This window comes from Halopenitus salinus (genome assembly GCF_055397165.1).
The window spans coordinates 136,265-159,987 of the sequence record NZ_AP043853.1; the positions used below are offsets into that span (position 1 = coordinate 136,265).

A 23,723-nucleotide genomic window follows, 5' to 3' on the forward strand; every position below is an offset into this window, starting at 1 on the left:
TCAGAGCGCCCCCCCGACGAACGTCGGAACCGACGCGACCGTGATCAGGCCGGTCAGGATCAACGACGCGTAGAAGCTCTTGTCCTGTGAATCCAATCCGACGCCGAGATCGACGAACAGCAGACGCGTTCCGTTGAGGATGTGGAACACGGCCACCGCGAGGAGGCCGACCTCGAGTATGCGGACCAAAAGCAGCTCCTCGAGGGTGACGATCGTCTGCGTGTAGACGTCGTCACCCGCCTGCAGGACCGCCTGTTCCGCGCCGGATGCGGGGATGGCGGTGCTCAAAACCGCGATGTGGGTGAACAGATATCCCACGAGCACCCACCCGGTGAACTTGTGAAAGATCCAGGCCCACATCCCCGCGCGGAACTCCCGCCAGCGGCCGAAGTCCTCGATGAGGCCCCGATTGTGCGACTGACTCATACCGCTTGGGGGTCCGTACCCATGAGGTAAAGGCGTTTCTAACGCGCGGAGAGGACGCCGCCTCGCGCGTACGATCTACTGTGATATTCGACGTCGATCTGCGACGGTATGCGGCGTCCACCCGTAGGGGTGTGCGGGACGGTACGCGGCATCCACCCGTAGGGGTGTGCGGCATCGACTCGCGGTGGTCTGTGACATCGACACGAGTCCTTCCGTACCCGGCATCATTCCCGGTCCGTTCCGGATCTCGCCGCACGCCGATCAACGATCGACGATCCGGTGTTCGTCCCGCGGTCCCTCGATCCGACAGCCCTCCCGCGGAGTCCCGGATGATAATCCCCGTCTTCTCGTCCGAACGTTCGATCACCGTCGAACGAGGATCGTTTTCTCCCTTTAAGTACTATGGTACCTACATGTTCGAGTATCATCCCAAAAAATTGGAAACCGCTCGCCGTTTCATGTATGTTTCCTACATATGCTCAACTGGAGGGAGACACAATGTCCGAAACCAACGGATTCCCACGGCGGACGTTCATGAAAGCGGCCGGCGCCGGCGCGGCGGTACTCACCGCCGGCTGTCTCGGTGCCCCGCAGTCCGGAGACGCGAGCGCGGAGGCGGCCACCCCGGAGCCGGAGGCCCAACTCGCGGAGGCACGGTCGGTCGATCTCGACCGGATCGCGGCCGACCCGACCGAGCTACCGGACCCGGTCGACTGGAGCGAGCCGCGCCACCACGAGGTGGAACTCGAGACGACCGAACGCGTCGCCGAGATCGAGCCCGGCGTCACGTTCAACTACATGACCTTCGAGGACCGGATCCCCGGTCCGATGGTCCGCGTGCGCCGCGGCGACACCGTCACGCTTCGTCTCACGAGCAGCGAGGACAACTCGCTGCCGCACAACATCGATTTCCACGCGGTCTACGGCCCGGGCGGCGGCGCCGATGACACGACGATCGCGCCGGGCGAGAGCGCGGAGATCCAGTTCAAGGCGACCTACCCCGGCGTGTTCATCTACCACTGTGCGGTCCCGAACATGGACCACCACATCAGCGCCGGGATGTTCGGCGCGATCCTCGTGGAGCCGGAGGACGGCCTTCCGGAGGTCGACCGCGAGCTCTACTTCGGCCAGCACGAGCTGTACACGACCGGCGAGGCCGGCGAGAAGGGCCACCACGAGTTCGACGTGGAGGCCATGAAGCGCGAGGAGCCGACCTACGTCTGTCTCAACGGCGAGGCGTACGCCTTCACCGGCGACGGCTACGGTCCCGTCACGGTCGACAAGGGTGACCGGGTCCGGATCTTCCACGCCAGCGGCGGCCCGAACCTGACGAGCTCCTGGCACGGCATCGGGAACGTCTGGGAGACGTTCTACCGCGACGGCGACCTGGTCTCCGATCCCGACCGCTACGTCGAGACCGCCCCCGTCGCGCCCGGAACGGTCGCGGCCGCGGAGATCGACACGCCGGTCCCCGGACCGATCAAGCTCGTCGACCACGCGCTGAGCCGGGTCGCACGCAAGGGCATGCTCGGGGTCATCCAAGTCGAGGGCGAGCCGGAGCCTGAGATCTTCAACCCGGATCCCTGAGACGCCCCGGCGCGCCCCTCCCGGCGCCCGACCCCGACGTACCGTTCTTCCGATGTTTTCACCGGTGTGACCGCGTCGGCCTGACCGTCCGCGACCCCGATGGGCCGTGAGCCGAACACGTTCGCGACCACCCATTCGGCCGCGGCGCCCGAACGACCACCCGATGGGGACCTGTGACCTCTGTGATCTGCCGACGCCGGATCCGCCGGTCGAGGAGCCGGACGTGGACGGGTCGTTCTGTTGCCGGGGCTGCCTCGAGGTCTCGACGGCGCTCGCGGACGTCGACGACCCGTCTTCAGAGGTCGACGAACTCCGCGAGGACGGAGCCGAGGGAAGCACCACTGGGGCGACAGGTGCGACACGCGGGAGGGGCGGGACGGGCCGGGACGTCTCCGGGGACGACCATTCCGATGACGCCTCCCGGACGTTCCTCGCGGTCGACGGCATGCACTGTACCACCTGCGAGGCCTTCCTCTCGCTCCGCGGCGAGGAATGTGCGGGCGTTCACGCCGTCGACGCCAACTACGGGACCGGGACGGCTCGCGTCGACTACGACCCCGACCGGATCGACGAGTCGGATCTCCCGGATCGCCTCTCCGGTTACGGCTACGCGCTTCGATTTCGCGATCCGAACTCTGGTGCGCACGGGAGCGCGGACGGGTCGGAGGGGACAGACCGCGGACCCTCCCGTGCGCGACGAAGCGACACCCTCCAGCGGCTCGTCGTGGGCGGCTTCTTCGCGATGTTGATCATGCCGTGGTACCTCTTTTACCTCTATCCCGGCTACGTCGGCATCGAGACGGGGGTCCTCGACGTCGACACCACCACGCCGGTCGGGATCTACCTCCCCCTGGCGTTCATCGCGCTCGCGAGCGCCGTCGTCGTCTTCTACACGGGACGCCCCGTTCTCCGGGGCGCCTGGGTGAGCGTTCGAACCCGCCGGCCGAACATGGACCTCCTCGTCTCCGTCGCGGCGCTTTCGTCGTTCGCCTACAGCACGGTCGCGCTCGCGACCGGCAGCACGCACCTCTATTACGACGTCAGCGTCGCCGTGATCCTCGTCGTCACGGTCGGGAGACACTACGAGGACCGGATCCGGTCGGCGGCGACCGAGCGCCTGTCGGCGGTTACGGCGGCGCGAACGCGCGAGGCGACCCGTCTCACGGCGGACGGTCGCGAGACCGTCCACGTCGGCGACCTCGACTCCGGCGACCGGGTCCTCGTCCCGCCCGGCGAGCGGGTTCCGGTCGACGGCACCGTCCGCGAGGGCGTCGCGGACGTCGACGAGTCCGTGCTCACCGGGGAGTCGCTTCCGGTCTCGAAACGGCCTGGCGATCCCGTCGTCGGCGGTGCGACCGTCACCGACGAGGCGCTCGTGGTGGAGGTCGGCGAGGACGCCGAAAGCACCGCCGACCGGATCGCGACCGCGCTCTGGGAGATCCAGAGCGAGGCGCCGGGCGTCCAGCGATTCGCCGACGCCCTCGCGACCGTCTTCGTCCCCCTCGTGTTGACGATCGGGATCGCCGTGACGATCTGGCGGCTGTGGGCCGGCGCCGGGATCGCGCCCGCGCTTTTGGCCGGCTTGACCGTCCTCGTCGTCTCGTGTCCGTGCGCGATGGGGCTCGCGACCCCGCTCGCCGTCGCCGGCGGGCTTCGGGACGCGCTCGAGCGGGGCATCGTCGTCACCAACGACGCGCTCTTCGAGACCGCGCCCGAGGCCGAGGTCGTGGTCTTCGACAAGACCGGGACTCTCACCACGGGCGAACTGCGCGTCGCGGACGCGTTCGGACATCCGGATACCCTCCGTCGCGCCGCCGCCGTCGAGCGGCTCTCGGACCATCCCGTCGCGGACGCGCTCCTCTCGGCTTTCGGGGAGCGCGATCCGACGGTCGCGGAGGGTGGGGCGGGTGCGGAGAGCGATCGGACGGTCGAAGGATCACTCCCGGACGTCGACGGCTTTGCTCGCCATCCCGGCGCGGGCGTGTCGGGAACCGTCGACGGCGATCGGGTCGTCGTCGGCACGCCGGAACTGGTCGTTCGCGAGACGATCGAAGCCAGGACGGGGATTCCGGACGGCGGCGATTCGGGATCTCCCGAGGCGCTCGAAGGGTCCGGTGAACTCGAAGCGTCCGGTGAACTCGAGGGGATCGGGAAACTCGAGCGGATCGACGACGACCTTCGAGAGCGGATCGAACGCGCCGACCGCCAGGGCGCGCTGCCGGTCGCGGTCGGCTGGGACGGCGCGGTCCGGGGCATGCTGGTCCTCGAGGATCGCGAGCGGTCGGCGTGGCGCGAGACGGTCGAATCCGTGCGCGATCGCGAGGTGTGCGTGCTCACCGGCGACGACGGCGAGAGCGCGGAGCGCTTCCGGGACCACCCGGCAGTCGACCGCGTCTTCGCCGGCGTCCCGCCCGACGGCAAGGCGGAGACGGTGAGGCGGCTCGCGGCCTCGGGAACGACCGTGATGGTCGGCGACGGGACCAACGACGCGACCGCGCTCGCGGCGGCCGACCTCGGGATCGCGATGGGTGACGGCACCGCCCGGGCGGTCGACGCCGCCGACGTGACGCTTCTCGACGGACGTCTCCGTGAACTCGGAACGGTCTTCGAGCTGGCGCGGGGAACTCGCCGTCGGATCCGCCACAACGTCGGATGGGCGCTCCTGTACAACGCGGTCGCCATCCCGCTCGCCGTGGCGGGGCTTTTGAACCCGCTTTTCGCCGCGGTCGCGATGGCGGCGAGCAGCCTGATCGTCGTGGGGAACTCCGGTCGCCCGATCGTCGATTCGACCTCCGCGGACTCCGCGGACTCCGCCCCCGCATCCGACGACGATCGATCCGGGGCTTTGCGACCCTGACCAGTCCTAACCGGTCTTGACCGGGCCGACGCTCGCGGCGGTGACCGTCTCGTCGGCCGCGTCGAACATGTGCGCGATAACCACCAGTGCCCTCCGGATGCAACCTTCGGCGTGAGCGACACATGAGCACGAACGAATCACGGAGTTCCACGACGCCGTTCATGCAACGGCTCTACGACCGCATCTGGCTGCTCGCCGCGGCGGCGTTCGTCTTCTTCCTCGTCGCCTACGTGGGCTGGGGCGTCCTGGACGTTCTATCGCTTCCCGCGAGGTGATCACGCATGCCAGCACCCATGGACCCGCCGGAGGGCAACTGGTGGGACGAACCGGTGAACAGACGCGAGACGATCTGGCTCGGGATCGCGGGCGCGTGGTCGATCGCGATCTTCGGGTGGATGAGCGGCTTCACCCGCTTCGGCGACCAGAACCCGATCGGCGAGACCTACGAGGTCGATCCGGACGCCTACCGCGACCGCGTTCAGGAGTACAAGGAGGCGGCCGAGGAGCGCGAGGAGGGGATCGTTCCCCCCGGCGACTCCCTGTACGTCGGCGCGATGCGGTTCAACTGGGACGGGCTCCCGGCGATCATCGAGGCCGGCCGTGAGTACGACGTCCACCTCGGGGCCTACGACGTCCAACACGGCTTCTCGATCCGGCCGGAGGACACCCTGAGCAAGCAGATCAACCTCCAGGTGTTCCCGGGCAACGAGTGGGTCATCCCGATGACGTTCGACGAGCCCGGGACCTACCACGTCATCTGCAACGAGTTCTGCGGGCAGGGTCACCGAACGATGCACGGCAAACTGATCGTGGAGGAACCCTGATCATGTACGCGCGCCTACGCTCGCTTTTCGACAACGACTACGGCGACGACGGGTTCCGGAGCTGTTCGGTCACCGGCCTCGACGTGCATCGGTCGGTCGAAAACCACGTGAAGCTGTTCGCGGTCACCGCCGTGATCGCGTTGATCGTCGGCGGAACCTTCGCGTTCACCGTGGCCACGACGCGCTGGGAGGTGATCGGGCTGCTCGAGCCCGGACAGTTCTACACCCACCTGAGCCTCCACGCGTGGAACCTGCTCATCTTCTGGATGGTGTTCATGGAGATCGCCATCCTCTACGTTGGCGGCCCCATGGTGCTCGGGCGGCGGCTCCCCTACACGGCGATCGCGAAGGCGGGCTGGGCGATCATGGTCGCCGGCGCTTTGGGGGTGAACCTCTCGATCTGGTTTTCGGGACCGACCGAGGCGGCGCCGCTTTTGACCGCCTACGTCCCGCTTCCGGTCTCGCCGGCGTTCTACGCGACCGCGATCGTCTTCCTGCTCGGCGCGACGATCGCCGCCGTGCCCTTCTTCGTCTCCATCTGGCGTGAGAAGCGCCTCGGCGAGACGGGGACGCTTCCGCTCGTGGCGTTCGGCGCGTTCGTCACATCGATCATCGCCGTGGAGGCGATCCTCGGCGGGATCGCGGCGTTCGGATACGCGCTCGTCTGGCGCGTCGGACTGATCGACGGCGTGAACGTCGGCATCTACAGACAGCTCTACTGGATCGTCGGCCACGGAACCCAACAGATCAACCTGCTCGCGATGGTTACCGTCTGGTACTTCCTCACCCACGTGGTCGGCGGCGCCGTCGTCGTCTCCGAGAAGGTCTCGCGGTCGGCGTTCATCCTCTATCTGTTCTTCATCAACCTCGGGGCCGCCCACCACCTGATGGTCGACCCCGGTCTCTCGGTCGGCTGGCGGATCTGGAACACCTCCTACGCGTTCTACGGCGCGGCCTTCGCGAGCATGATCCACGCGTTCGCGATCCCGGCGGGCATCGAGGCCGGTCGCCGCCAGCGCGGGCTCGGCGGCGGGCTCTTCGGCTGGCTCACCTCCGCGCCCTGGCGTAACCCCGCCTTCTCCGCGACCGTCTTCAGCATCATCCTCTTCGGCTTCCTCGGGGGGATCACGGGCGTCGTGATGGGCCAGATGCAGGTCAACATGACCTGGCACAACACCCTCGCGACCGTCGGCCACTTCCATGCGACCGTCGCGCTCGGGACGACCCTGACGTTCATGGGGCTCGTCCTGTTCGCGGTGAAGGTCATGTTCCGCCGCGAGTTCGTCTCCGACCGGCTCGCGTCGCTCGTGCCGTACGCCTACGCCGGGACGATGAGCGTCGCCACGCTCATGTTGATGTACGCGGGCATCCTCTACGGCGTCCCCCGCCGGACCGCGGAGGTCGTCGAGAACATCCCCGGCACCTCCTTCAACCTCTCGGCGGCCGCGCCGCTTTTCGTGATCTTCGGCGTCTTCGCGATCCTGGCGATCGTCTCCGGCGTCCTGTTCGTCCTCGTCACGGTGGGATCCCTGCTGTTCGGCAGCGACAACTCCGACGGCGACCTCACGGACCTCCACGCGGAGGGCGGGCTCGCTCCCGACGGCGGGTCGGTCCACGTCGTCGAGCTCCGCGGGACGTTCGCCCTCTGTCTCGTGTTCATGGCCGTCTTCGTCGCCTCCTACGCGCTCAACTGGTACCTGCTCACGCAGCTGTGGTCGATCGGCGCCTAGCCGGCGTCGATCGACGCCCTCCGAGAACCGCCGGCGAACCGACCGACGTAATCGACCGACATCGCCCATCGACACCACCGATCAAACCGACCCACCCACACACGTACACCACCGACACATGTCATTCACATCGTCCGTCTCGAACCCGGTAACCACGATCGGCCACGCGCTCCGGGGCGTCTGGCGCGACCTGTTGAGCGTCTACTGCGCCAACACGCCGACCTGGCGCTGGCTGAAGAGCGGGACGCTCGTCGTCTTCGGCTTCTTCCTGTGGACGGGATCGAGCGTCCTCTCGTCGTACCGCCCCGACTGGGGATTCCTCTCGTACACCATGGCCTACGGCTTCGTCGTCATCGCGTGGGGGCCCTTCACCCACCTCGTCGTCGTTCCAACGGTGATACGGCTTCGGCGTACCGCGGAGCATCCGGCCGTCAGAACGCTCGTTCGACACGGATCGAAGCTGAACTTCGGGACGTTCCTGCTCGTCGTGGTCGTGCTCGGGACGTTCACCCCCGGCGTCATGGCCCTCGACTACTCGAGTCCCCTCTCCGGCGGCGACAGCCCCGACGCCGGCGCCGACGTGATCTGTGAGACCAGCACCGACGGGGAGACGATCGCGTGCCACCTCGAGAACGTGGAGGGCACGGACCACGTCGTCGTCCGCTCGGGCGGCGAGAACCTCCGAACGCTCGAGGAGCCGCCCTACGCCTTCGAGTTGCGTCGCGACGAGCTCACCGCCTCGACGACGGGCGAGCAGTTCGTCGTCGAGCTGCGCGACGAGAACGGGGAGACGCTCCGACGGTACATCCGAACGCCCGCGTGACCCTCACGGGTTCCCGTTCTGGTTGCTCCGGCCCGGACCGTTCTCGCCGAAGTCGCTCCCGTCCGCGACCGTTTCGCGATACGCGCGAGCCACGAGCCACCAGAAGTGGATCGTCGGCGGCACGACCACGACGAGGGCGGCGAGCCAGGCGCCCGTGACGTAGAGGTAGAGGCCCCAGAGGGTCAAACAGAACAGCCCGAGTCGGACGATCCCGGACAGGACCTGTTTCGAGTACGCGAACAGGACGATCGGCGTCGGCATACGTGGCGGTCCGGTTCGTGAGGAATAAAGCTTCTCAGCCGAACGTGCTCGGTCGATCGTTTATGTTCCCTTTCCTCCCTTCCTCTCTTTCGCTTCAACCGATCGGCTCGAACGAGGCCGCCATCCCCATGCCGTCGTCGCCTCAGCCGACGAGCAGCGCCTCGAGGAGCACCGCCGCGAGGACGGCGCCGAGGTACGCGTTCGACGCGTGGAAGGTTCGGTAGGCCGCGCGGTCGGTCCCGCGCTCGTACTGGCGGACGATCGACCGCAGGAAGACGGCGGCGGCGACGGTCGTCACGACCGCATAGAGGACGCCGAGGTCGGCGACGACGCCGAGGAGGACGGTCGCGACGAGCGTGCCGCCGAGCCAGTAGCACGTCCGCCGACGGGTGGTCGAAACGCCCGCGACGACGGGCAACATGGGGTATCCGCCGGCGGCGTAGTCCTCGCGATAGGCGATGGCGAGGTTGTAGAAGTGCGCCGGGGTCCACGCCACGACGAGCGCCGTGAGAACGATCGCCGGAATCCCGATCGATCCGGTCACGGCCGCCCAGCCGATGAGCGCCGGGAGAGCGCCAGACCCGCCGCCGATGGCCGTGTTCCAGCGCGTGTTCGGCTTCAACACGACCGTGTAGACGACCGAGTAGTAGACGATCGCCGCCGCGGTCAACAGGGTCGCGAGGGGCGTGGCGTACGTCCAGAGCACGACCAACGAGAGCGCGGCCAACGCGACGCCGAACGCCGCCGCCCGGCGGACCGGGACCCGAGCCGTCGCGACCGGCCGGTCCGCGGTCCGGTCCATCCGTCGATCACGGTCGTGTTCGAACACGTGGTTGAACGTTCCCGACGCGCCGATCGCCAACACGCCGCCCGCGAGCGTCGCGACCACCGTGATCCCGTGGAGGGTGACGTTCGCGGTCGCCGCTCCCGCGGCGGCCCCTCCGCCCCCCGACGTCGGAGCCGCGATCCGCGCGAGCGCCATCCCCGCGAGCGCGAGGAGACAAAGCAGCCACATCAGTCGCGGCTTCGTCAACGCCGCGTAGGCGCGGACGCGATCGCGAACCCGTTCGCCGGATCCGCTTCGTTCCGGGGATTCGACCCCGTCGCCGTCGAGTCCGTCGACCGATTTCCCGCCGCGATCCCCCTCGAACGGTTCGTCGTCGATCCCGGCTACGGCTTCCGCGCCGGCACCGTCGCTCGCGGCCACCTCCCGATCGAGGTGGCGGACCAACGAGAGCAGCAGCGTCGCGAAGACGAGGACGGCGCCGAGCAGGTGGAACTCACCGACGTCGCTCGCCCCGCCGATCCGGCCGACGAGTCCGGCCGTTCCCTGACCGAGATAGAGGAGCGTTCCCCCCGCCAGTCCTACGGTCACCCACCGATCGTGGCCCCCGAGCCACGACCGGACGGCGGTGACCGCCACGAGCAGCCACCCCGCCGCGGCGGCGACGTAGTGTCCCCACGCGAGCGGGGTCGCTCCCGACGCGGCGGCCGTCATCGCGCCGAGCGCGAACAGCAGGTAGGTGGCGACGACCGTCGCCGTCAACTGCGTGGTGAACCGTGGCGAGCGCATGTCGATCGGTTGGCGCCGCCGCTCCCCGAGGGTTCCCCCGAACGTGTTCGCCGCCGCCCGACGCTCGCCCGTTCCGGCCACCCGTCAGTCAGCCGAGCCGGGGGTTCCCGTCGGTTCGGCTATCGTCTCCGGTAGCGGGCCGTCGTACCCCTCGGGCACGTACGGGCAAAGCGGGTCGCTCTCCAGCGGGTCGCCGGTCGCCGCGTACGCGCGCGATCGACTTCCCCCGCAGACCTGGCGGAACTCGCAGGCGCCGCACTTCCCGCGGTAGCCGTCCGGATCGCGCAGGGACTCGAAGAGATCCGCGTTCCGGTAGACGTCGACGACCGAGCGCTCGCGGACGTTGCCGGCGGACTCGGGGAGGAACCCGGATGGGTACACCTCGCCGGTGTGGCTCACGAACGCGAACCCGCGCCCCGCGGTGATTCCCGCGCGCCGTCTCGGGGCGGCGGCCTCGCCGTCGGACTGGAGCTCGACGCGTCTGTAGAAGGGCGCCTCGGTCGTCTTCACGCCGAACCGCTCCTCGCTCGCCACCTCGGAGAGCCACTCCATCACCGCCTCGGCGCGCTCCGGGGATATCGGATCGAGGACGCGCCCCCGACCGACGGGCACGAGGAAGAAGACGCTCCAGAGGACGGCGCCGAGCTCCCGGACGCGGTCGCGGATCGCCGGCAGCTCCCCGACGGTGTCCGCACAGACCGTCGTGTTGATCTGCAGCGGAACCCCCTCGTCGGCGGCGGCCTCCGCGGCCGCCACCGTGTCCGCGAAGCTCGCCTCGCCGCGGAAGGCGTCGTGGCTCTCCGCCGTCGCCCCGTCGAGGCTCAACGCCATCCGTCGGACCCCGGCGTCCGCGAGGTCGCCCACCCGCTCCGGCGTCAGAGACCGGGTCCCGCTCGGCGTGATCGTCATCCGGAGGCCGAGATCGTCGCCGTAGGAGACGAGTTCGAGCAGGTCATCGCGTGCGAGCGGGTCGCCCCCCGAGAGCACGACGAGCTGTCCCTCCCCGAAGGACGCGGCGTCCTCGAGGAGCGCCTTCCCCTCCGCGGTGGAGAGCTCCTCGGGGTGGCGAGCCGGTTGCGCGTCGGCCCGACAGTGTCTGCAGGCGAGCTCGCACGCCTGGGTGACCTCCCAGATGAGCACCACCGGCCGCCGGTCGGTGTCGATGTCCTCGAACATTCCCTGTTCGACGGTGGGACCTCGATCCGCTTTTCTCCTCGACCGAACACGTTCGCACGGCGTTTTCACCGCGTGATAGCGGTCGAAATCGGGTTCATGGATCGCCGTCAACCGTCCGCCATGGTCGAGAAAGCGAACCGATCGTCGGAGGCGAGCCCGCGGGCGACCACCGAGCGTCGCTGGGAGGTGTTCGTCCGCGAGGAGGTCGACGACCCGCTATCACACGTCGGGACGATCGCCGCTCCCGCTCCCGACGTCGCACGCGAGGAGGCGAGCAAGCTGTTCGCGTGGTACGCCCGGGACCTGTGGGTGTGTCCGGCCGACGAGACACATCGCTACTCGACGTACACCCTCGGGGAGGGCGCAAGCGGGGACGCGGACGACGGCACGGACGAACGCGAGGGGCGGGGCGGGTCCGGCGGCACGGACGACGCGTCCGCTTGCGAGCCTCGCGTCTACGAGGAGACGGAGGGCACGCCGGAGGTCGGGGGAAGCCCCGAATGATCTCGATCAGCAAGCTCCTCTGTGGCCTCGACGCCGAGAGCGACGGGCTCCGGTACGACGCCGCCGAGGAGTCGGCGGTGCCACAGATCACGGAGCGCAAACAGCTCCGGCCGGTCGTGGTCTGGAACACCACGAAGCGGTGTAACCTCTACTGTGACCACTGTTACGCCTCGGCCGACACCGACGGTGCGCCCGGCGAACTCTCCACCGCGGAGGGGAAGGCGCTCCTCGACCAGCTCGCCGACTTCGGCGTCCCGGTCGTGTTGTTCTCCGGCGGCGAGCCGCTCGTTCGCGACGACCTGCCGGAGCTCGTCTCCCACGCCGCCGATCGCGGGCTCCGACCGGTCCTCTCGACCAACGGAACGCTCCTTACGGAGGAGTCCGCTGCGACGCTCCGGGACGCGGGCCTGCAGTACGCCGGCGTCTCCGTTGACGGGCTCCCGGAGCGCAACGACGCCTTCCGCGGCAAGGAGGGCGCCTTCGACGCCGCGATCCGCGGGATCGAGGCCTGCCTCGACGCCGGGTTGAAGACGGGACTTCGATACACGATCACGGACCGCAACGCCGCCGATCTCGAGGGCGTCATCGATCTCCTGACCGACGTCGGCGTCGACCGGTTCTGCTTCTACCACCTCGATTACGGCGGGCGCGGCAAGGGGATCGTCGACGCCGATCTCTCCCCGGCCGAAAAGCGCGACGCGGTCCGCAGGCTCTTCGATCTCACCCGCGAGTACCACGCGAACGGCGAGGAGATCGAGACGCTCCTCGTCGGCAACTACGCCGACGCGGCCTACCTGATCGAGTACGCCCGCCGCGAACTCGGTCCCGAAGCCGCCTCACGGATCCGGACGTACCTCGAGCGGAACGGCGGGGATCCCGCCGGCGAGCGGATCGCCGACGTCGACCCGGTCGGGAACGTCCACCTCACCCAGTTCTGGCAGGGATACAGCCCCGGAAACGTCCGCGATCGCCCGTTCGGTGCCATCTGGCGGGACGCGCACAACCCCCTCCTCGAGGCGCTTTACGACCGCGACTCCCGTCTCACCGGGCGGTGTCACGAGTGTCAATATCGCGATGTCTGCCGCGGCGGCTCGCGGCTTCGAGCGTTGACCGTCCACGAGGACCTCTTCGCGCCCGACCCGCAGTGTTACCTCACCGATTCCGAGATCGACTCGACTGCCGACGCGAACCCGGCCGATTGATCGGGAGTCGTTCTCACACCGGGTGGCGAAGCTTCCAGACGTCGGATTCGGGATCGAGGTTCGACGGCTCGGCCCCTCGCTCGGTCAGTATTCCGGTGTGATAGAGGATCGCCTTCAGCTGGAAGACGGTCGGGGAGTGGTACACCTCGCCGTCCGTCGCCGCCTCGCGTCGGAGATCGCCGTCAGGGGAGAGCACTCGACTCCGGGCGTCGTCGGTCCCGCGGACGAACAGCTCGATCGCGAACGAGGGGTGCAGCTCGTGGAGGTACACGAGGAGGTCGACGAGGGAGGGCTCCGCGATCCCGTCCGCGTGCAGCCGCCGAAGCTCCTCCACGAGAAGTCGGGTGGCCGGGTACGCCCACACGACCCGGCGCGTCATCGCACCCCACCTCGGCGCGACATCGTGAAACCGCCGTCTGGATCCCTGCCAGTTCGCGAACGTCTTCAGGGCGGCGTCGACCGAGCCGTGTTCCTCCAGTGCGAACCGGACCACCTCCCGCCCCATCGGCGTGAGTTCGGGACCGTCCGGCCGCTCCTCGATGAGGCCGAGGAAGGCCGCCCCGCGTCGCGCGGCGTTCGTGGCTCCCACCACGCGCGCCTCGAGCATCGTTTCCGTGTCCGCCGGATGGTGGAGGGCCAGCGGATACGCCAGGTAGTTCTTCGGGTGGTTGAGCCCGAAGGACCGGTCGGTGACCCCCTGCGCGCTCGCTTGAAACCGGATGGCCGTCGTCTCCGTGGTGGTCCGGTTTCCGATCACCCGCGGAACCTCGAACGGCTCCACGGTGCCGCCGCTCTCGACGCCGAGGACGCCGACGTTCAGCTCCCGGGCCAGCGTCCGGCTCGATTGCGAGACGGCCGACGCCGGCGCCGTCACGTATGCCGCGTTCGCCTCGTGGAGCCGGTCGTACGCCTGTACGATCCCCCGCTCGACGTCGATGGATCCGTCCGCCGTGTATCCCTTCGCCTCGACGGCGACGAGCGGCGGTTGATCGCCCAGCCTGTCGACGGCCAGCAGCTCCTCGTCGAGCGTTCCGACCCCGACGAGGTCGGGGTAGCCGGTTCCGACCCGGACGTGGTTGAACGGCGAGAGGGCCTCCGAAATCGCGGGATCGATCCGCCGGTCGTCGATCCAGCGATCCGCCGAGAACTGCGTGTCCGCGACCGCGTAGGCGGACTCCTCGGCGTCCTCTCCGAAGAGCCGACGCTTCGTGTGCGCGAGGACGTGCGGCTCCGTGAGCTCGCGGGAGGCGCTGGCCATGTCCCGATCTCCGTCGACCGGAACATGAATCCACCGGCGAAACGCCCGCCGGTGGTGACCCTACTCCGTCGGCGGCGCCGACCCGTCGGTGCGGGTCGCTTTCGGTGGTGGACGCGTGTAGAAATGCTCCGACTGGGATTCGAACCCAGGTCATCGCCTCGAGAGGGCAATATGATTGGCCGGACTACACCATCGGAGCGTGTAGCGCGTTCGTCTCGAACGCATCCATCGGTATGCCGGAGTGAATTAAAACAGTTCCGTTTCACGCCTCCCGTGTGGCGCTTTGGCGTGTTCCGCGATCGCTCCATGCTACGCCTCCGGCGGTGCCGTGGCTCGGCACGCGACGTCGTCGAGAATCGGGATCCGGACTCCCCGATTTGAACGGGGGGCAAGCCGATCTACAGTCGGCTGCTCTACCAGGCTGAGCTAAGTCCGGTCGCGACCATAGGTAGGAGACGAGCCCAACTTAAGGGTTCTCTTTCGCGGCGTTCCCGTCCGTCGATGTGTGTCCGTTCGTCACCGACGCGTGCCCGTTCGACACGAGCGACGTGTGCCCGTTCGACGGTCCCGGGCACGTCCCGGATCGCCGCCCCCGTTCACTCCTCGGCGGTCGTCTCGCGGACCCGGATCCCCTTCCGTCCGAGGTGGTGCATCCGTCGTCTGGCGAACTCCTCCTCCCTCGATCCCCGCGTCGCGAGCACGTAGACGAGCGCCGATCCGGCGGGACGCATCGTCCGCCCGGCGCGCTGGGTACCCTGCCGTCGCGATCCGCCGAGCCCGGAGGCGACGACGGACAGTCCGGCGTTCGGCAGGTCGATCCCCTCGTCGCCGACCCGTGAGACGACGAGCACCCGCCGGTCGCCCTCCCGGAACGCCTCGAAGAGCCGCCGCCGCTCGTGATGTGGCGTCTCGCCGCTCACGAACGGCGCGTCGATCGCCTCCGCGATCGCAGCCCCCTGGTCGAGGTACTCGACGAAGACGAGCGCCTTGCGGTCGTCGTACCGCGAGAGGAGCGACCGTACCTCGTCGGTCTTCGCGGGGTTCTCGGCCGCCAGACGATATCTGTCGCGCCCGTCCGCGCTCGCGTACGCGTTGTGTGCATCGTCGTCGCGCCAGGGGACGTACCGGATCTCCACCTCTGGCTGTTGGACGAACCCGGCCTCGAACAGCGTGTCCCAGTCGGCGCCGATCGGCGGCCCGATGAGCGTGTAGATCTCCTCCTCGCTTCCGGTCTCGCGCACGGGCGTCGCGGAGAGGCCGAGCCGGTGTTTCGCCTGGAGGCTCGCCGACCGCGAGAAGACGGGACTGGGGATGTGGTGGGCCTCGTCGTAGACGATGAGCCCCCACTCCCGCGAGTCGAACAGGTGTCTGTGTGCGTCCATCCCGGCGGTCTGGTAGGTCGCGATCGTCACCGGGCGGATCGCCTTCTCTCCGCCGTGGTACTGCCCAATATCGTCCGGTTCCAGGTCCGAATGCGTCGAAAGCTCTGTGCGCCATTGCTCGGCGAGTTCGCGTGAGGGGACGAGGATCAAGGTCTCGCCGCCGACGGCCGCGATCGTCGCGATCGCCGCCACCGTCTTTCCCGACCCGGGCGGGCCGACGAACACGCCCGCCCGATTCTCGAGGAACGTCTCCACCCACTCGCGTTGGTACTCGCGAAGATCGGTCCCCATCTCGAGGTCGATCGGCTCGCCCGACTCCAGGTCGCGATCGTCCTCGACGGGGTAGCCGGCCTCGTAGAGCGCCCGCTTGATCGCGGCGATCGCGTCCTCGTTGACCCACGCCTCCGTCTCCGAGATGGGCGCCCGCAGGTGGTCGTCCTCGAGGTGGTCCTCGACGACGGTTCCCATCAGGCTCTCGGCGGCCGCCTCGAGGACGACGTATCCGTCCTCGTGGGTGACGAGCCGAAAGCGGTGGGCCCGCTTCCACTGGTCGGCCACCCACTCCTCGAGCGCCTCGTGTCGTCCCGAACAGACCGACCGGAGACTCGAGAGGAGCGCCTCGAGTTCCTCGAAGGGCGCGGCCCAGACGTCCTCCTCCCGGATCCGATAGAGATACCCGCGGGAGTCGGGCTCCCCCGCCGACGTATCGACCAGATGGGCGAACTGCGAGAGCCGCGCGCGGGTGTACTGCGTGGGTCGATCGACGACGATCTCCCGACGGTTCGCGAACACCACGACGCGCTCGCGTGCGGCCGGGTCGCGCCACTCCGCGGGGTAGAACACCGCCGCATCCGACTCGACGCTCGCACGGGCGAGCGCATCGTCCTCGACGCGCCGGTCCAGCGCCTCCCTCGCATCCGGTTCGGACAGGTCGGTCTCGCGGGCGATCTGACGGGGGGTGAGAACGGGACGTTCGGCCGCGAGCAACGCCTCGTAGAACTCCTCCATCGTGACGTTCGGGGCGTCCCCGGAGGGTACCCGACCGCCGTCGTCAGACTCTCCGGTATCCATCGACGGTACCACGGGAGCCGCGGGCAAATGCCTGCCGACTCCGGGGTCGTCGGGCGGGACGTGTCGGCCCTCGCGTTCTCACCGACACCGCCGGTTCCGCAGCGCCGATTTCGAGCGGAACCGTCCGCCGCAGTCCGTACAGACGACGGAGCGCTCCCCGGGCGCGGTGTGTACGTGGTGGTCCCCGACCGTGAACGGTCGGGAGACGTCCCGGGGACCGATCCGGTCGGGGATCTGGCTATCCCCGGCGTCGCTCAGGTCGCTCCGGAGACGGATCGTCTCGAGGTCAGTCGCGTCGAACCCCGGCGCGTGATCCGCGTCCTCCCGATCGGCGATCTCCGTCCAGCCCGTCACCACCACGGGCGACGGCGTCTCGGTGTCGCCGACCACGATCACGTATCGAATCCCGTCGATCACCGTCGCGAACCGCCAGCCGTCGCTCGTGTTCCAGCGAAGCTGTCCGGTCTCTATCGCCTCGTGGACGGCCTCGAAGGTGACGTACCGTCCGGGCTGTCCGATGCGCTCGAGAACGTGGTCGGTGAGCGCGTACGCTTCGGGGTCGCGGACCGGCGGATCGGCGATCGATCGTCGCGATGCCGACGGGCGCGATTCCGAGCGCGTGCGAGCGGACCCGTCCTCCTCGGACGAAAGTCGCGTCCGAACGGACCCGTGGTCCGTGCTCGTTCGGCGAGTCGATGCCGTGGAGGCGTCCCGCGCCGCGGTTGCGGGCTCCCGTGAGCCGACATCGGAAGCCTTGTCGGCTCCCGATCCGTATCGTCGGGTTGCCACTATCCCGGGGTTTGCGGTCCACTTACAAATGCGTTGTGGCGATCCGAAAACTCGCGCTACCCGAGCAGTCCCAGGTCCTCGATGCGGTCGACGATCTCCGCGACCGCGCCCTCGGCGTCGTCGGTGTGCTTCCCGCCCGTGATCACGATCTTCCCGCTGCCGAACAGGAGGATGACGACGTCCGGATCGTCCATCCGATAGACGAGCCCCGGAAACTGTTCTGGCTCGTACTCGACGTCCTCCAGGCCGAGCCCGATCGCGAGCGCGTTCAGGTTCAGGTTGTGACCGAGGTCGGCGCTCGAGACGATGTTCTGAACCGTGATCTCCGGGTCCTCCTCGACCGGAATGCTCAGATCGCGGAGCTTGCCGAAGATGATCCCGAGCGCCTCGTGGACGTCGTCGATGCTCTTTGCGCCCGTACAGACGATCTTCCCCGACCGGAAGATGAGCGCCGCCGCCTTCGGCTCCTGGGTCCGGTAGACGAGTCCGGGGAAGTTGTCCGGGTTGAAATCCGCACCCGGAAGGTCCTCGGCCAGCGCTTCCAGATCGAGCTCCTGCCCGATCCCCGTCGATGCCACCACGTTCTGAATCTCGATCGACTCTGCGGGGTTCGTCATCGTTCGCTTTTATATGCGGGCTCCCCCCTTATAAACGCCGGTGTTATAAAGAAACGCGAACCGAACCTCGGAATCAACGCGCGTACGGGCGCACGTATCCACACCCCTACCAGTCCAATGCGATCAGTACCGATCAATAATCGTCCTTCACGGGTCGTCAAGTATGTCCCTCCACGCGTTGTCGGGTCGGCGTCCGATCGCCGCCCGCGGCCGTGGTAGTGTGGTCCCATGAAAACGCCTGACGCAGCACGGATCGAACGACGGGGTTAAGTACTCACCTCCCATCGAATGGAATGCAACGGGCGAGCCCCCGACGGGGCACGCCCACCCGCCGTTCATCGGCGGGCGTTTCGGAACGACGCCCTTATCAAGGGTCGTCCACTCGGAACGTAATGCGACAACACGACCGCGAACTCGCCTCGTTCAACCCGAGGCGGTTTCGCCCCCGGACCCGAGCGGACCCGACGGGCTTATGCTCGTCGAGTCCCAACGCTCGGGTCCACCCCAATGAGGACGTCACCCCTGCGGTCCGCCGTAAGCCGACGTCTGATGTGAGCTCGATGGTCCGGTGTCATCCGGGACTGCCGGCGACACCGGACACGGACCATGCAATGAATGTAGACGATCGTATCACGACGATACGACGGTGATCGACGAGCAGCGCGCTCGTCCATCCCGCCACCCCCCTCGCGTGGGGAATCACACGCGAGGGCACCCATTCCGGTTGATCCTGCCGGAGGCCATTGCTATCGGGGTCCGATTTAGCCATGCTAGTCGTACGAGCTTAGACTCGTGGCATATAGCTCCGTAACACGTGGCCAAGCTACCCTTCGGAGACGCATACCCTCGGGAAACTGAGGCTAATTCGTCATCCGACTCCCCGGCTGGAATGCGGGGAGTCGCAAACGCTCCGGCGCCGAAGGATGCGGCTGCGGCCGATTAGGTAGACGGTGGGGTAACGGCCCACCGTGCCGATAATCGGTACGGGTTGTGAGAGCAAGAACCCGGAGACGGAATCTGAGACAAGATTCCGGGCCCTACGGGGCGCAGCAGGCGCGAAACCTTTACACTGCACGCCAGTGCGATAAGGGGACCCCGAGTGCGCAGGCATAGTGCCTGTGCTTTTGGTGACCGTAGGGAGGTCACCGAATAAGAGCTGGGCAAGACCGGTGCCAGCCGCCGCGGTAATACCGGCAGCTCGAGTGATGGCCGATCTTATTGGGCCTAAAGCGTTCGTAGCCGGCCTGTCAAGTCCGTCGGGAAATCCACGCGCTCAACGCGTGGGCGTCCGGCGGAACCTGGCAGGCTTGGGACCGGAAGGCGCGACGGGTACGTCCAGGGTAGGAGTGAAATCCCGTAATCCTGGACGGACCGCCGATGGGGAAACCACGTCGCGAGGACGGATCCGACGGTGAGGGACGAAAGCTAGGGTCTCGAACCGGATTAGATACCCGGGTAGTCCTAGCCGTAAACGATGCCTGTTAGGTGTGGCCCCCGCTACGAGCGGGTGCTGTGCCGTAGGGAAGCCGCTAAACAGGCCGCCTGGGAAGTACGTCCGCAAGGATGAAACTTAAAGGAATTGGCGGGGGAGCACTACAACCGGAGGAGCCTGCGGTTTAATTGGACTCAACGCCGGACATCTCACCAGCATCGACTGTAGTAATGACGGTCAGGTTGATGACCTCGCCACGAGCTACAGAGAGGAGGTGCATGGCCGCCGTCAGCTCGTACCGTGAGGCGTCCTGTTAAGTCAGGCAACGAGCGAGACCCGCATCCGTACTTGCCAGCAGCACTCACCGTGGCTGGGGACAGTACGGAGACCGCCGTGGCCAACACGGAGGAAGGAACGGGCAACGGTAGGTCAGTATGCCCCGAATGTGCTGGGCAACACGCGGGCTACAATGGTCAGGACAATGGGTTCCAACTCCGAAAGGAGACGGTAATCTCACAAACCTGGTCGTAGTTCGGATTGTGGGCTGCAACTCGCCCACATGAAGCTGGATTCGGTAGTAATCGCGTGTCAGCAGCGCGCGGTGAATACGTCCCTGCTCCTTGCACACACCGCCCGTCAAAGCACCCGAGTGAGGTCCGGATGAGGCTCCCGAGAGGGAGTCGAATCTGGGCTTCGCAAGGGGGCTTAAGTCGTAACAAGGTAGCCGTAGGGGAATCTGCGGCTGGATCACCTCCTACAGACCGAGACTCGTAGACGTTACGTCTACGAGCTCATCTTACACTCATCGTATCGTCACGATCACTCTCGTTCAGCGAGGTCCGCGTCCACCCGCCGCCAGCCCGGACACTAACGGCCCATCGAGCTCACACTTGGACACACACACCCGTTCTCGCAGCGAGGACGGGTGGGCCCGTAGCTCAGTGGGAGAGTGCCTCCCTTGCAAGGAGGATGCCCTGGGTTCGAATCCCAGCGGGTCCATGTCAGCCCCATCTCCCGATTGGAGACTCCGACCGCGCGACTGCGGTGGGAGCGAAACGCGGCCCTTAAATGGTCGACTCCGAAACGGGAGATGACGGCGCGACGACCGATGCACTACTCCGGGAGACCGCGGGTAGGAAGGGTCCGACGGACACGCTCGTGGAAGCCACGAGGTGATTCGATGACGACCGTGTATACGTGCGATCCAGACGCCCACTGAACTCAGTTTGTGAGTTCGTGGACGTATAGTATACTGGCTACTGTGCCAGCTGGTGAATGGCTCGGCTCGAGAGCCGATGACGGACGTGCCAAGCTGCGAAAAGCCCAAGGGAGCCGCATGGAGGCGAAGAACTTGGGATCTCCGAATAGGAATCCTTCTACAATTGCTTCGCGCAATAGGGAACTCCCCGAATTGAAACATCTCAGTAGGGGACGGAAGAGAACGCAATAGCGATGTCGTTAGTAACCGCGAGTGACCGCGACACAGTCCAAACCGAAGCCCTCACGGGCAATGTGGTGTGTGGGCTGACCTGCAGCGCGCGACCCCATACTCGAAGTCTCCTGGAACGGAGCGTGAGACAGGGTGACAACCCCGTAGAGTACGGCAGTACCGCGTGCGTCAGTACCCGAGTAGCAGGGATCGGATATTCTCTGTGAAGGACCCAGGCATCCCCTGGGAAGACTAAACACTCCTCGAGACCGATAGCGAACAAGTAGCGTGAGCGAACGCTGAAAAGCACCCCGAGAAGGGCGGTGCAATAGGGCCTGAAATCAGTTGGCGAAAGAGCGACAGGGCGTAGAAGGCTCTTCGAGTAACGAGAGACGCGCGAGCGTCCAGTAGGAATCGAAGAGAGCCGGCGTCGTGTCGTGCGTTTTGAAAAACGACCCAGGGAGTGTACCTAGATGGCGAGTCTAACCCGAGAATCGGGGAAGGCGCAGGGAAACCGATATGGCCGCAGCATTGCGAGGGCCACCGTGTGCAAGCGCGGGGAGTCATCGGGGTACGACCCGAAACCAGGCGATCTATACGCGAGCAGGGTGAAGCGTGGCGAAAGCCACGTGGAGGCCCGTTAGGGGTGGTGTCCTACAATACCCTCCCGTGATTCGCGTATAGGGGTGAAAGGCCCATCGAGCCTGGCAACAGCTGGTTCCGACCGAAACATGTCGAAGCATGACCTTCGGCGAGGTAGTATGCGGGGTAGAGCGACCGATTGGATGACCCGCCTCCGAGAGGAGTCGGCCATCCTGTCGAACTCCGAACCTGCATACGCTGTCGACCCGAGGAGTCCGGTGTGCGGGGTAAGCCTGTGCACCGTGAGGGGAACAACCCAGAGCAAGGTTAAGGTCCCAAAGTGTAGACTAAGTGCGATTGGAAGGTGGTCTCAAGCCCTAAACAGCCGGGAGGTGAGCTTAGAAGCAGCTACCCGCTAAGAAAAGCGTAACAGCTTACCGGCCGAGGTTTGAGGCGCCCAAAATGATCGGGGCTCAAGTCTACCACCGAGACCCTGCCGCGCCCGTCACAGGGCGACCGCGTAGGTCGGCGTCCCGTTCGGATGGAAGCTCGGGTGAGAACTCGCGTGGACCGTTCGGGAACGACAATCCTGGTCACAGTAGCAGCGATAGTCGGGTGAGAACCTCGACGGCCTGATGAGTACGGTTTCCTCGGCACTGTCAATCAGCCGAGGGTTAGCCGGTCCTAAGTCCCCCCGTAAGTCGACGGGGACAACGGGAAACTGGTTAATATTCCAGTGCCATCACGCAGTAAAAGTCGACACCGCGGAAAACACCAAGCCGGGCATTCGCCCGGTCGAATCGGAGAAGCTCGTGGACGCCGTCACGGCAGGAAGCGAGCGAAGCCCGAGACAGCGCAAGTTGGTGGTATCCGGGGTCCGTGAAAAGACGAGCGTGATGTCCGTACCAAGATCCGACACAGGTACTCTGGCAGCGAAAGCCACGGCCTGTCGGGAGAACCGACGTTAGGGAATTCGGCAAGTTAGTCCCGTACCTTCGGAAGAAGGGATGCCTGCTTTGGAGAAAGCAGGTCGCAGTGACTCGGGCGCTCCGACTGTCTAGTAACAACACAGGTGACCGCAAATCCGCAAGGACTCGTACGGTCACTGAATCCTGCCCAGTGCGGGTATCTGAACACCTCGTACAAGAGGACGAAGGACCCGTCAACGGCGGGGGTAACTATGACCCTCTTAAGGTAGCGTAGTACCTTGCCGCTTCAGTAGCGGCTTGCATGAATGGATAAACGAGAGCGCCACTGTCCCAACGTTGGACCCGGTGAACTGTACGTTCCAGTGCGGAGTCTGGAGACCCCCAAGGGGAAGCGAAGACCCTATAGAGCTTTACTGCAGGCTGTCGCTGAGACGTGGTCGCTACTGTGCAGCATAGGTAGGAGCCATTACACAGGTACCCGCGCTAGCGGGCCACCGAGGCATCATTGAAATACTACCCGGTAGTGACTGCGACTCTCACTCCTGGCGGAGGACACCGGTAGCCGGGCAGTTTGACTGGGGCGGTACGCGCTCGAAAAGATATCGAGCGCGCCCAAAGATCTCCTCACCCGGGTCGGGAACCCGGAGAAGAGCGCAAGAGCACACGGAGGTCTGACAGTGTCATTCCCAACGAGTGACGCTGACGCGAAAGCGTGGTCTAGCGAACCTACGAGGCTCCGGAATGGGGCCCGTAGATGACAGAAAAGCTACCTTAGGGATAACAGAGTCGTCACCCGCAAGAGCACATATCGACCGGGTGGCTTGCTACCTCGATGTCGGTTCCCTCCATCCTGCCCGTGCAGAAGCGGGCAAGGGTGAGGTTGTTCGCCTATTAAAGGAGGTCGTGAGCTGGGTTTAGACCGTCGTGAGACAGGTCGGCTGCTATCTATTGGGGGTGTTATGGTACCTGACGTGAACGGTCGTATAGTACGAGAGGAACTACGACCGGTCGCCACTGGTGTACCGGTTGTCCGAGAGGGCAGATGCCGGGTAGCCACGCGACACGGGGTAAGAGCTGAACGCATCTAAGCTCGAAACCCACATGGAAACGAGGTACCGTTGAGGTCCCTCCTAGAAGAGGAGGTAGATAGACTCGGGGTGTGCGCACCAAGGCAACGAGGTGTTAAGCCCACGAGCACTAACGGACCGAGCCACAGTCATATGGTCCACCTCACAGACTGAGTTCAGGCGGAAGCTGGATCGCACGTATAC

At 66.4% G+C, this 23,723-nt stretch carries 16 protein-coding genes, 3 tRNA genes and 2 rRNA genes; 11 read left to right on the forward strand and 10 right to left on the reverse strand.

Translation table 11 applies throughout. The annotated features are described in order from the left end of the window. Entirely contained in the window at positions 1-426 is a 426-nt protein-coding gene (gene sdhC, locus ACZ5YD_RS02390; protein ID WP_379740021.1) for a succinate dehydrogenase, cytochrome b556 subunit, read from the reverse strand. Positions 427-924: 498 nt separating this feature from the next. On the opposite strand from sdhC, the gene nirK reads away from it, so the two are divergent. From nirK to ACZ5YD_RS02420, 6 genes are all read left to right on the forward strand, one after another. Continuing rightward, positions 925-2,013 carry a copper-containing nitrite reductase gene (gene nirK / locus ACZ5YD_RS02395; RefSeq protein ID WP_379740018.1) on the forward strand — a complete coding sequence of 363 codons (1,089 nt, stop codon included), beginning with the start codon at positions 925-927 and terminating at the stop codon, positions 2,011-2,013. 163 nt (positions 2,014-2,176) lie between these two features. Further along, complete coding sequence (locus ACZ5YD_RS02400; protein ID WP_379740015.1) at positions 2,177-4,870, forward strand: heavy metal translocating P-type ATPase; 2,694 nt, start codon at positions 2,177-2,179, stop codon at positions 4,868-4,870. Positions 4,871-4,992: 122 nt separating this feature from the next. Continuing rightward, positions 4,993-5,145, forward strand: coding sequence for a hypothetical protein (locus ACZ5YD_RS02405; protein WP_379740012.1), 153 nt, complete (start codon positions 4,993-4,995; stop codon positions 5,143-5,145). Between the two features lie 6 nt (positions 5,146-5,151). Next, positions 5,152-5,694, forward strand: a complete 543-nt coding sequence (locus ACZ5YD_RS02410; RefSeq protein WP_379740009.1) for a cupredoxin domain-containing protein — start codon at positions 5,152-5,154, stop codon at positions 5,692-5,694. A 2-nt stretch (positions 5,695-5,696) separates the two neighbouring features. Then, complete coding sequence (locus ACZ5YD_RS02415; RefSeq protein WP_379740006.1) at positions 5,697-7,424, forward strand: cytochrome c oxidase subunit I; 1,728 nt, start codon at positions 5,697-5,699, stop codon at positions 7,422-7,424. A gap of 118 nt (positions 7,425-7,542) precedes the next feature. After that, entirely contained in the window at positions 7,543-8,247 is a 705-nt protein-coding gene (locus ACZ5YD_RS02420) for a hypothetical protein (protein ID WP_379740003.1), read from the forward strand. A gap of 3 nt (positions 8,248-8,250) precedes the next feature. Here ACZ5YD_RS02420 and ACZ5YD_RS02425 read toward each other — a convergent pair whose 3' ends face one another. The 3 genes from ACZ5YD_RS02425 to ACZ5YD_RS02435 all read right to left on the reverse strand — a co-directional run bounded on the left by ACZ5YD_RS02425 (position 8,251) and on the right by ACZ5YD_RS02435 (position 11,257). Further along, positions 8,251-8,508: a hypothetical protein gene (locus ACZ5YD_RS02425; protein WP_379740000.1), complete on the reverse strand. Its 258-nt coding sequence runs from the start codon at positions 8,506-8,508 to the stop codon at positions 8,251-8,253. A 142-nt stretch (positions 8,509-8,650) separates the two neighbouring features. Continuing rightward, on the reverse strand, positions 8,651-10,162 hold the full coding sequence (cyoE, locus tag ACZ5YD_RS02430) for a heme o synthase (RefSeq protein ID WP_379739997.1): 1,512 nt from the start codon (positions 10,160-10,162) through the stop codon (positions 8,651-8,653). A 3-nt stretch (positions 10,163-10,165) separates the two neighbouring features. Then, the gene (locus tag ACZ5YD_RS02435; protein WP_379739994.1) at positions 10,166-11,257 is read right to left on the reverse strand and encodes a radical SAM protein; all 1,092 of its coding nucleotides are present in this window, start codon (positions 11,255-11,257) and stop codon (positions 10,166-10,168) included. A 120-nt stretch (positions 11,258-11,377) separates the two neighbouring features. Here ACZ5YD_RS02435 and ACZ5YD_RS02440 point away from each other — a divergent pair, with 120 nt between their 5' ends. Both ACZ5YD_RS02440 and ACZ5YD_RS02445 read left to right on the forward strand, forming a co-directional pair. Beyond that, positions 11,378-11,761 (forward strand): Htur_1727 family rSAM-partnered candidate RiPP, encoded by a 384-nt coding sequence (locus tag ACZ5YD_RS02440; protein WP_379739991.1) that lies wholly within the window; start codon positions 11,378-11,380, stop codon positions 11,759-11,761. Further along, positions 11,758-12,963, forward strand: a complete 1,206-nt coding sequence (locus ACZ5YD_RS02445; protein WP_379739988.1) for a TIGR04347 family pseudo-SAM/SPASM protein — start codon at positions 11,758-11,760, stop codon at positions 12,961-12,963. The genes ACZ5YD_RS02440 and ACZ5YD_RS02445 overlap by 4 nt, the downstream gene beginning before the upstream one ends. 13 nt (positions 12,964-12,976) lie before the next feature. On the opposite strand, the gene ACZ5YD_RS02450 is transcribed toward ACZ5YD_RS02445, so the two are convergent. The 6 genes from ACZ5YD_RS02450 to ACZ5YD_RS02475 form a co-directional block, all read right to left on the reverse strand. Beyond that, entirely contained in the window at positions 12,977-14,221 is a 1,245-nt protein-coding gene (locus ACZ5YD_RS02450) for a hypothetical protein (protein ID WP_379739985.1), read from the reverse strand. Positions 14,222-14,345: 124 nt separating this feature from the next. Continuing rightward, positions 14,346-14,420: transfer RNA gene (locus ACZ5YD_RS02455), tRNA-Glu, on the reverse strand. Positions 14,421-14,583: 163 nt separating this feature from the next. Next, positions 14,584-14,657, reverse strand: a tRNA-Tyr gene (locus tag ACZ5YD_RS02460). Between the two features lie 160 nt (positions 14,658-14,817). Next, positions 14,818-16,674 (reverse strand): DEAD/DEAH box helicase, encoded by a 1,857-nt coding sequence (locus tag ACZ5YD_RS02465; protein WP_379739982.1) that lies wholly within the window; start codon positions 16,672-16,674, stop codon positions 14,818-14,820. Between the two features lie 78 nt (positions 16,675-16,752). Then, complete coding sequence (locus ACZ5YD_RS02470; protein ID WP_379739979.1) at positions 16,753-17,463, reverse strand: hypothetical protein; 711 nt, start codon at positions 17,461-17,463, stop codon at positions 16,753-16,755. A gap of 56 nt (positions 17,464-17,519) precedes the next feature. Next, positions 17,520-18,080 carry a TATA-box-binding protein gene (locus ACZ5YD_RS02475; protein ID WP_379739976.1) on the reverse strand — a complete coding sequence of 187 codons (561 nt, stop codon included), beginning with the start codon at positions 18,078-18,080 and terminating at the stop codon, positions 17,520-17,522. Between the two features lie 717 nt (positions 18,081-18,797). Between ACZ5YD_RS02475 and ACZ5YD_RS02480 the strand changes: the two genes are divergently transcribed. The 3 genes from ACZ5YD_RS02480 (at position 18,798) to ACZ5YD_RS02490 (ending at position 23,673) form a co-directional block, all read left to right on the forward strand. Then, positions 18,798-20,268 (forward strand): 16S ribosomal RNA (locus ACZ5YD_RS02480). Positions 20,269-20,439: 171 nt separating this feature from the next. Then, positions 20,440-20,511 (forward strand) — tRNA-Ala (locus tag ACZ5YD_RS02485). 248 nt (positions 20,512-20,759) lie between these two features. Continuing rightward, positions 20,760-23,673 (forward strand): 23S ribosomal RNA (locus ACZ5YD_RS02490). The 16S and 23S rRNA genes sit together here with 1 tRNA gene alongside, the layout of an rRNA operon. Positions 23,674-23,723 lie beyond the last annotated feature (50 nt).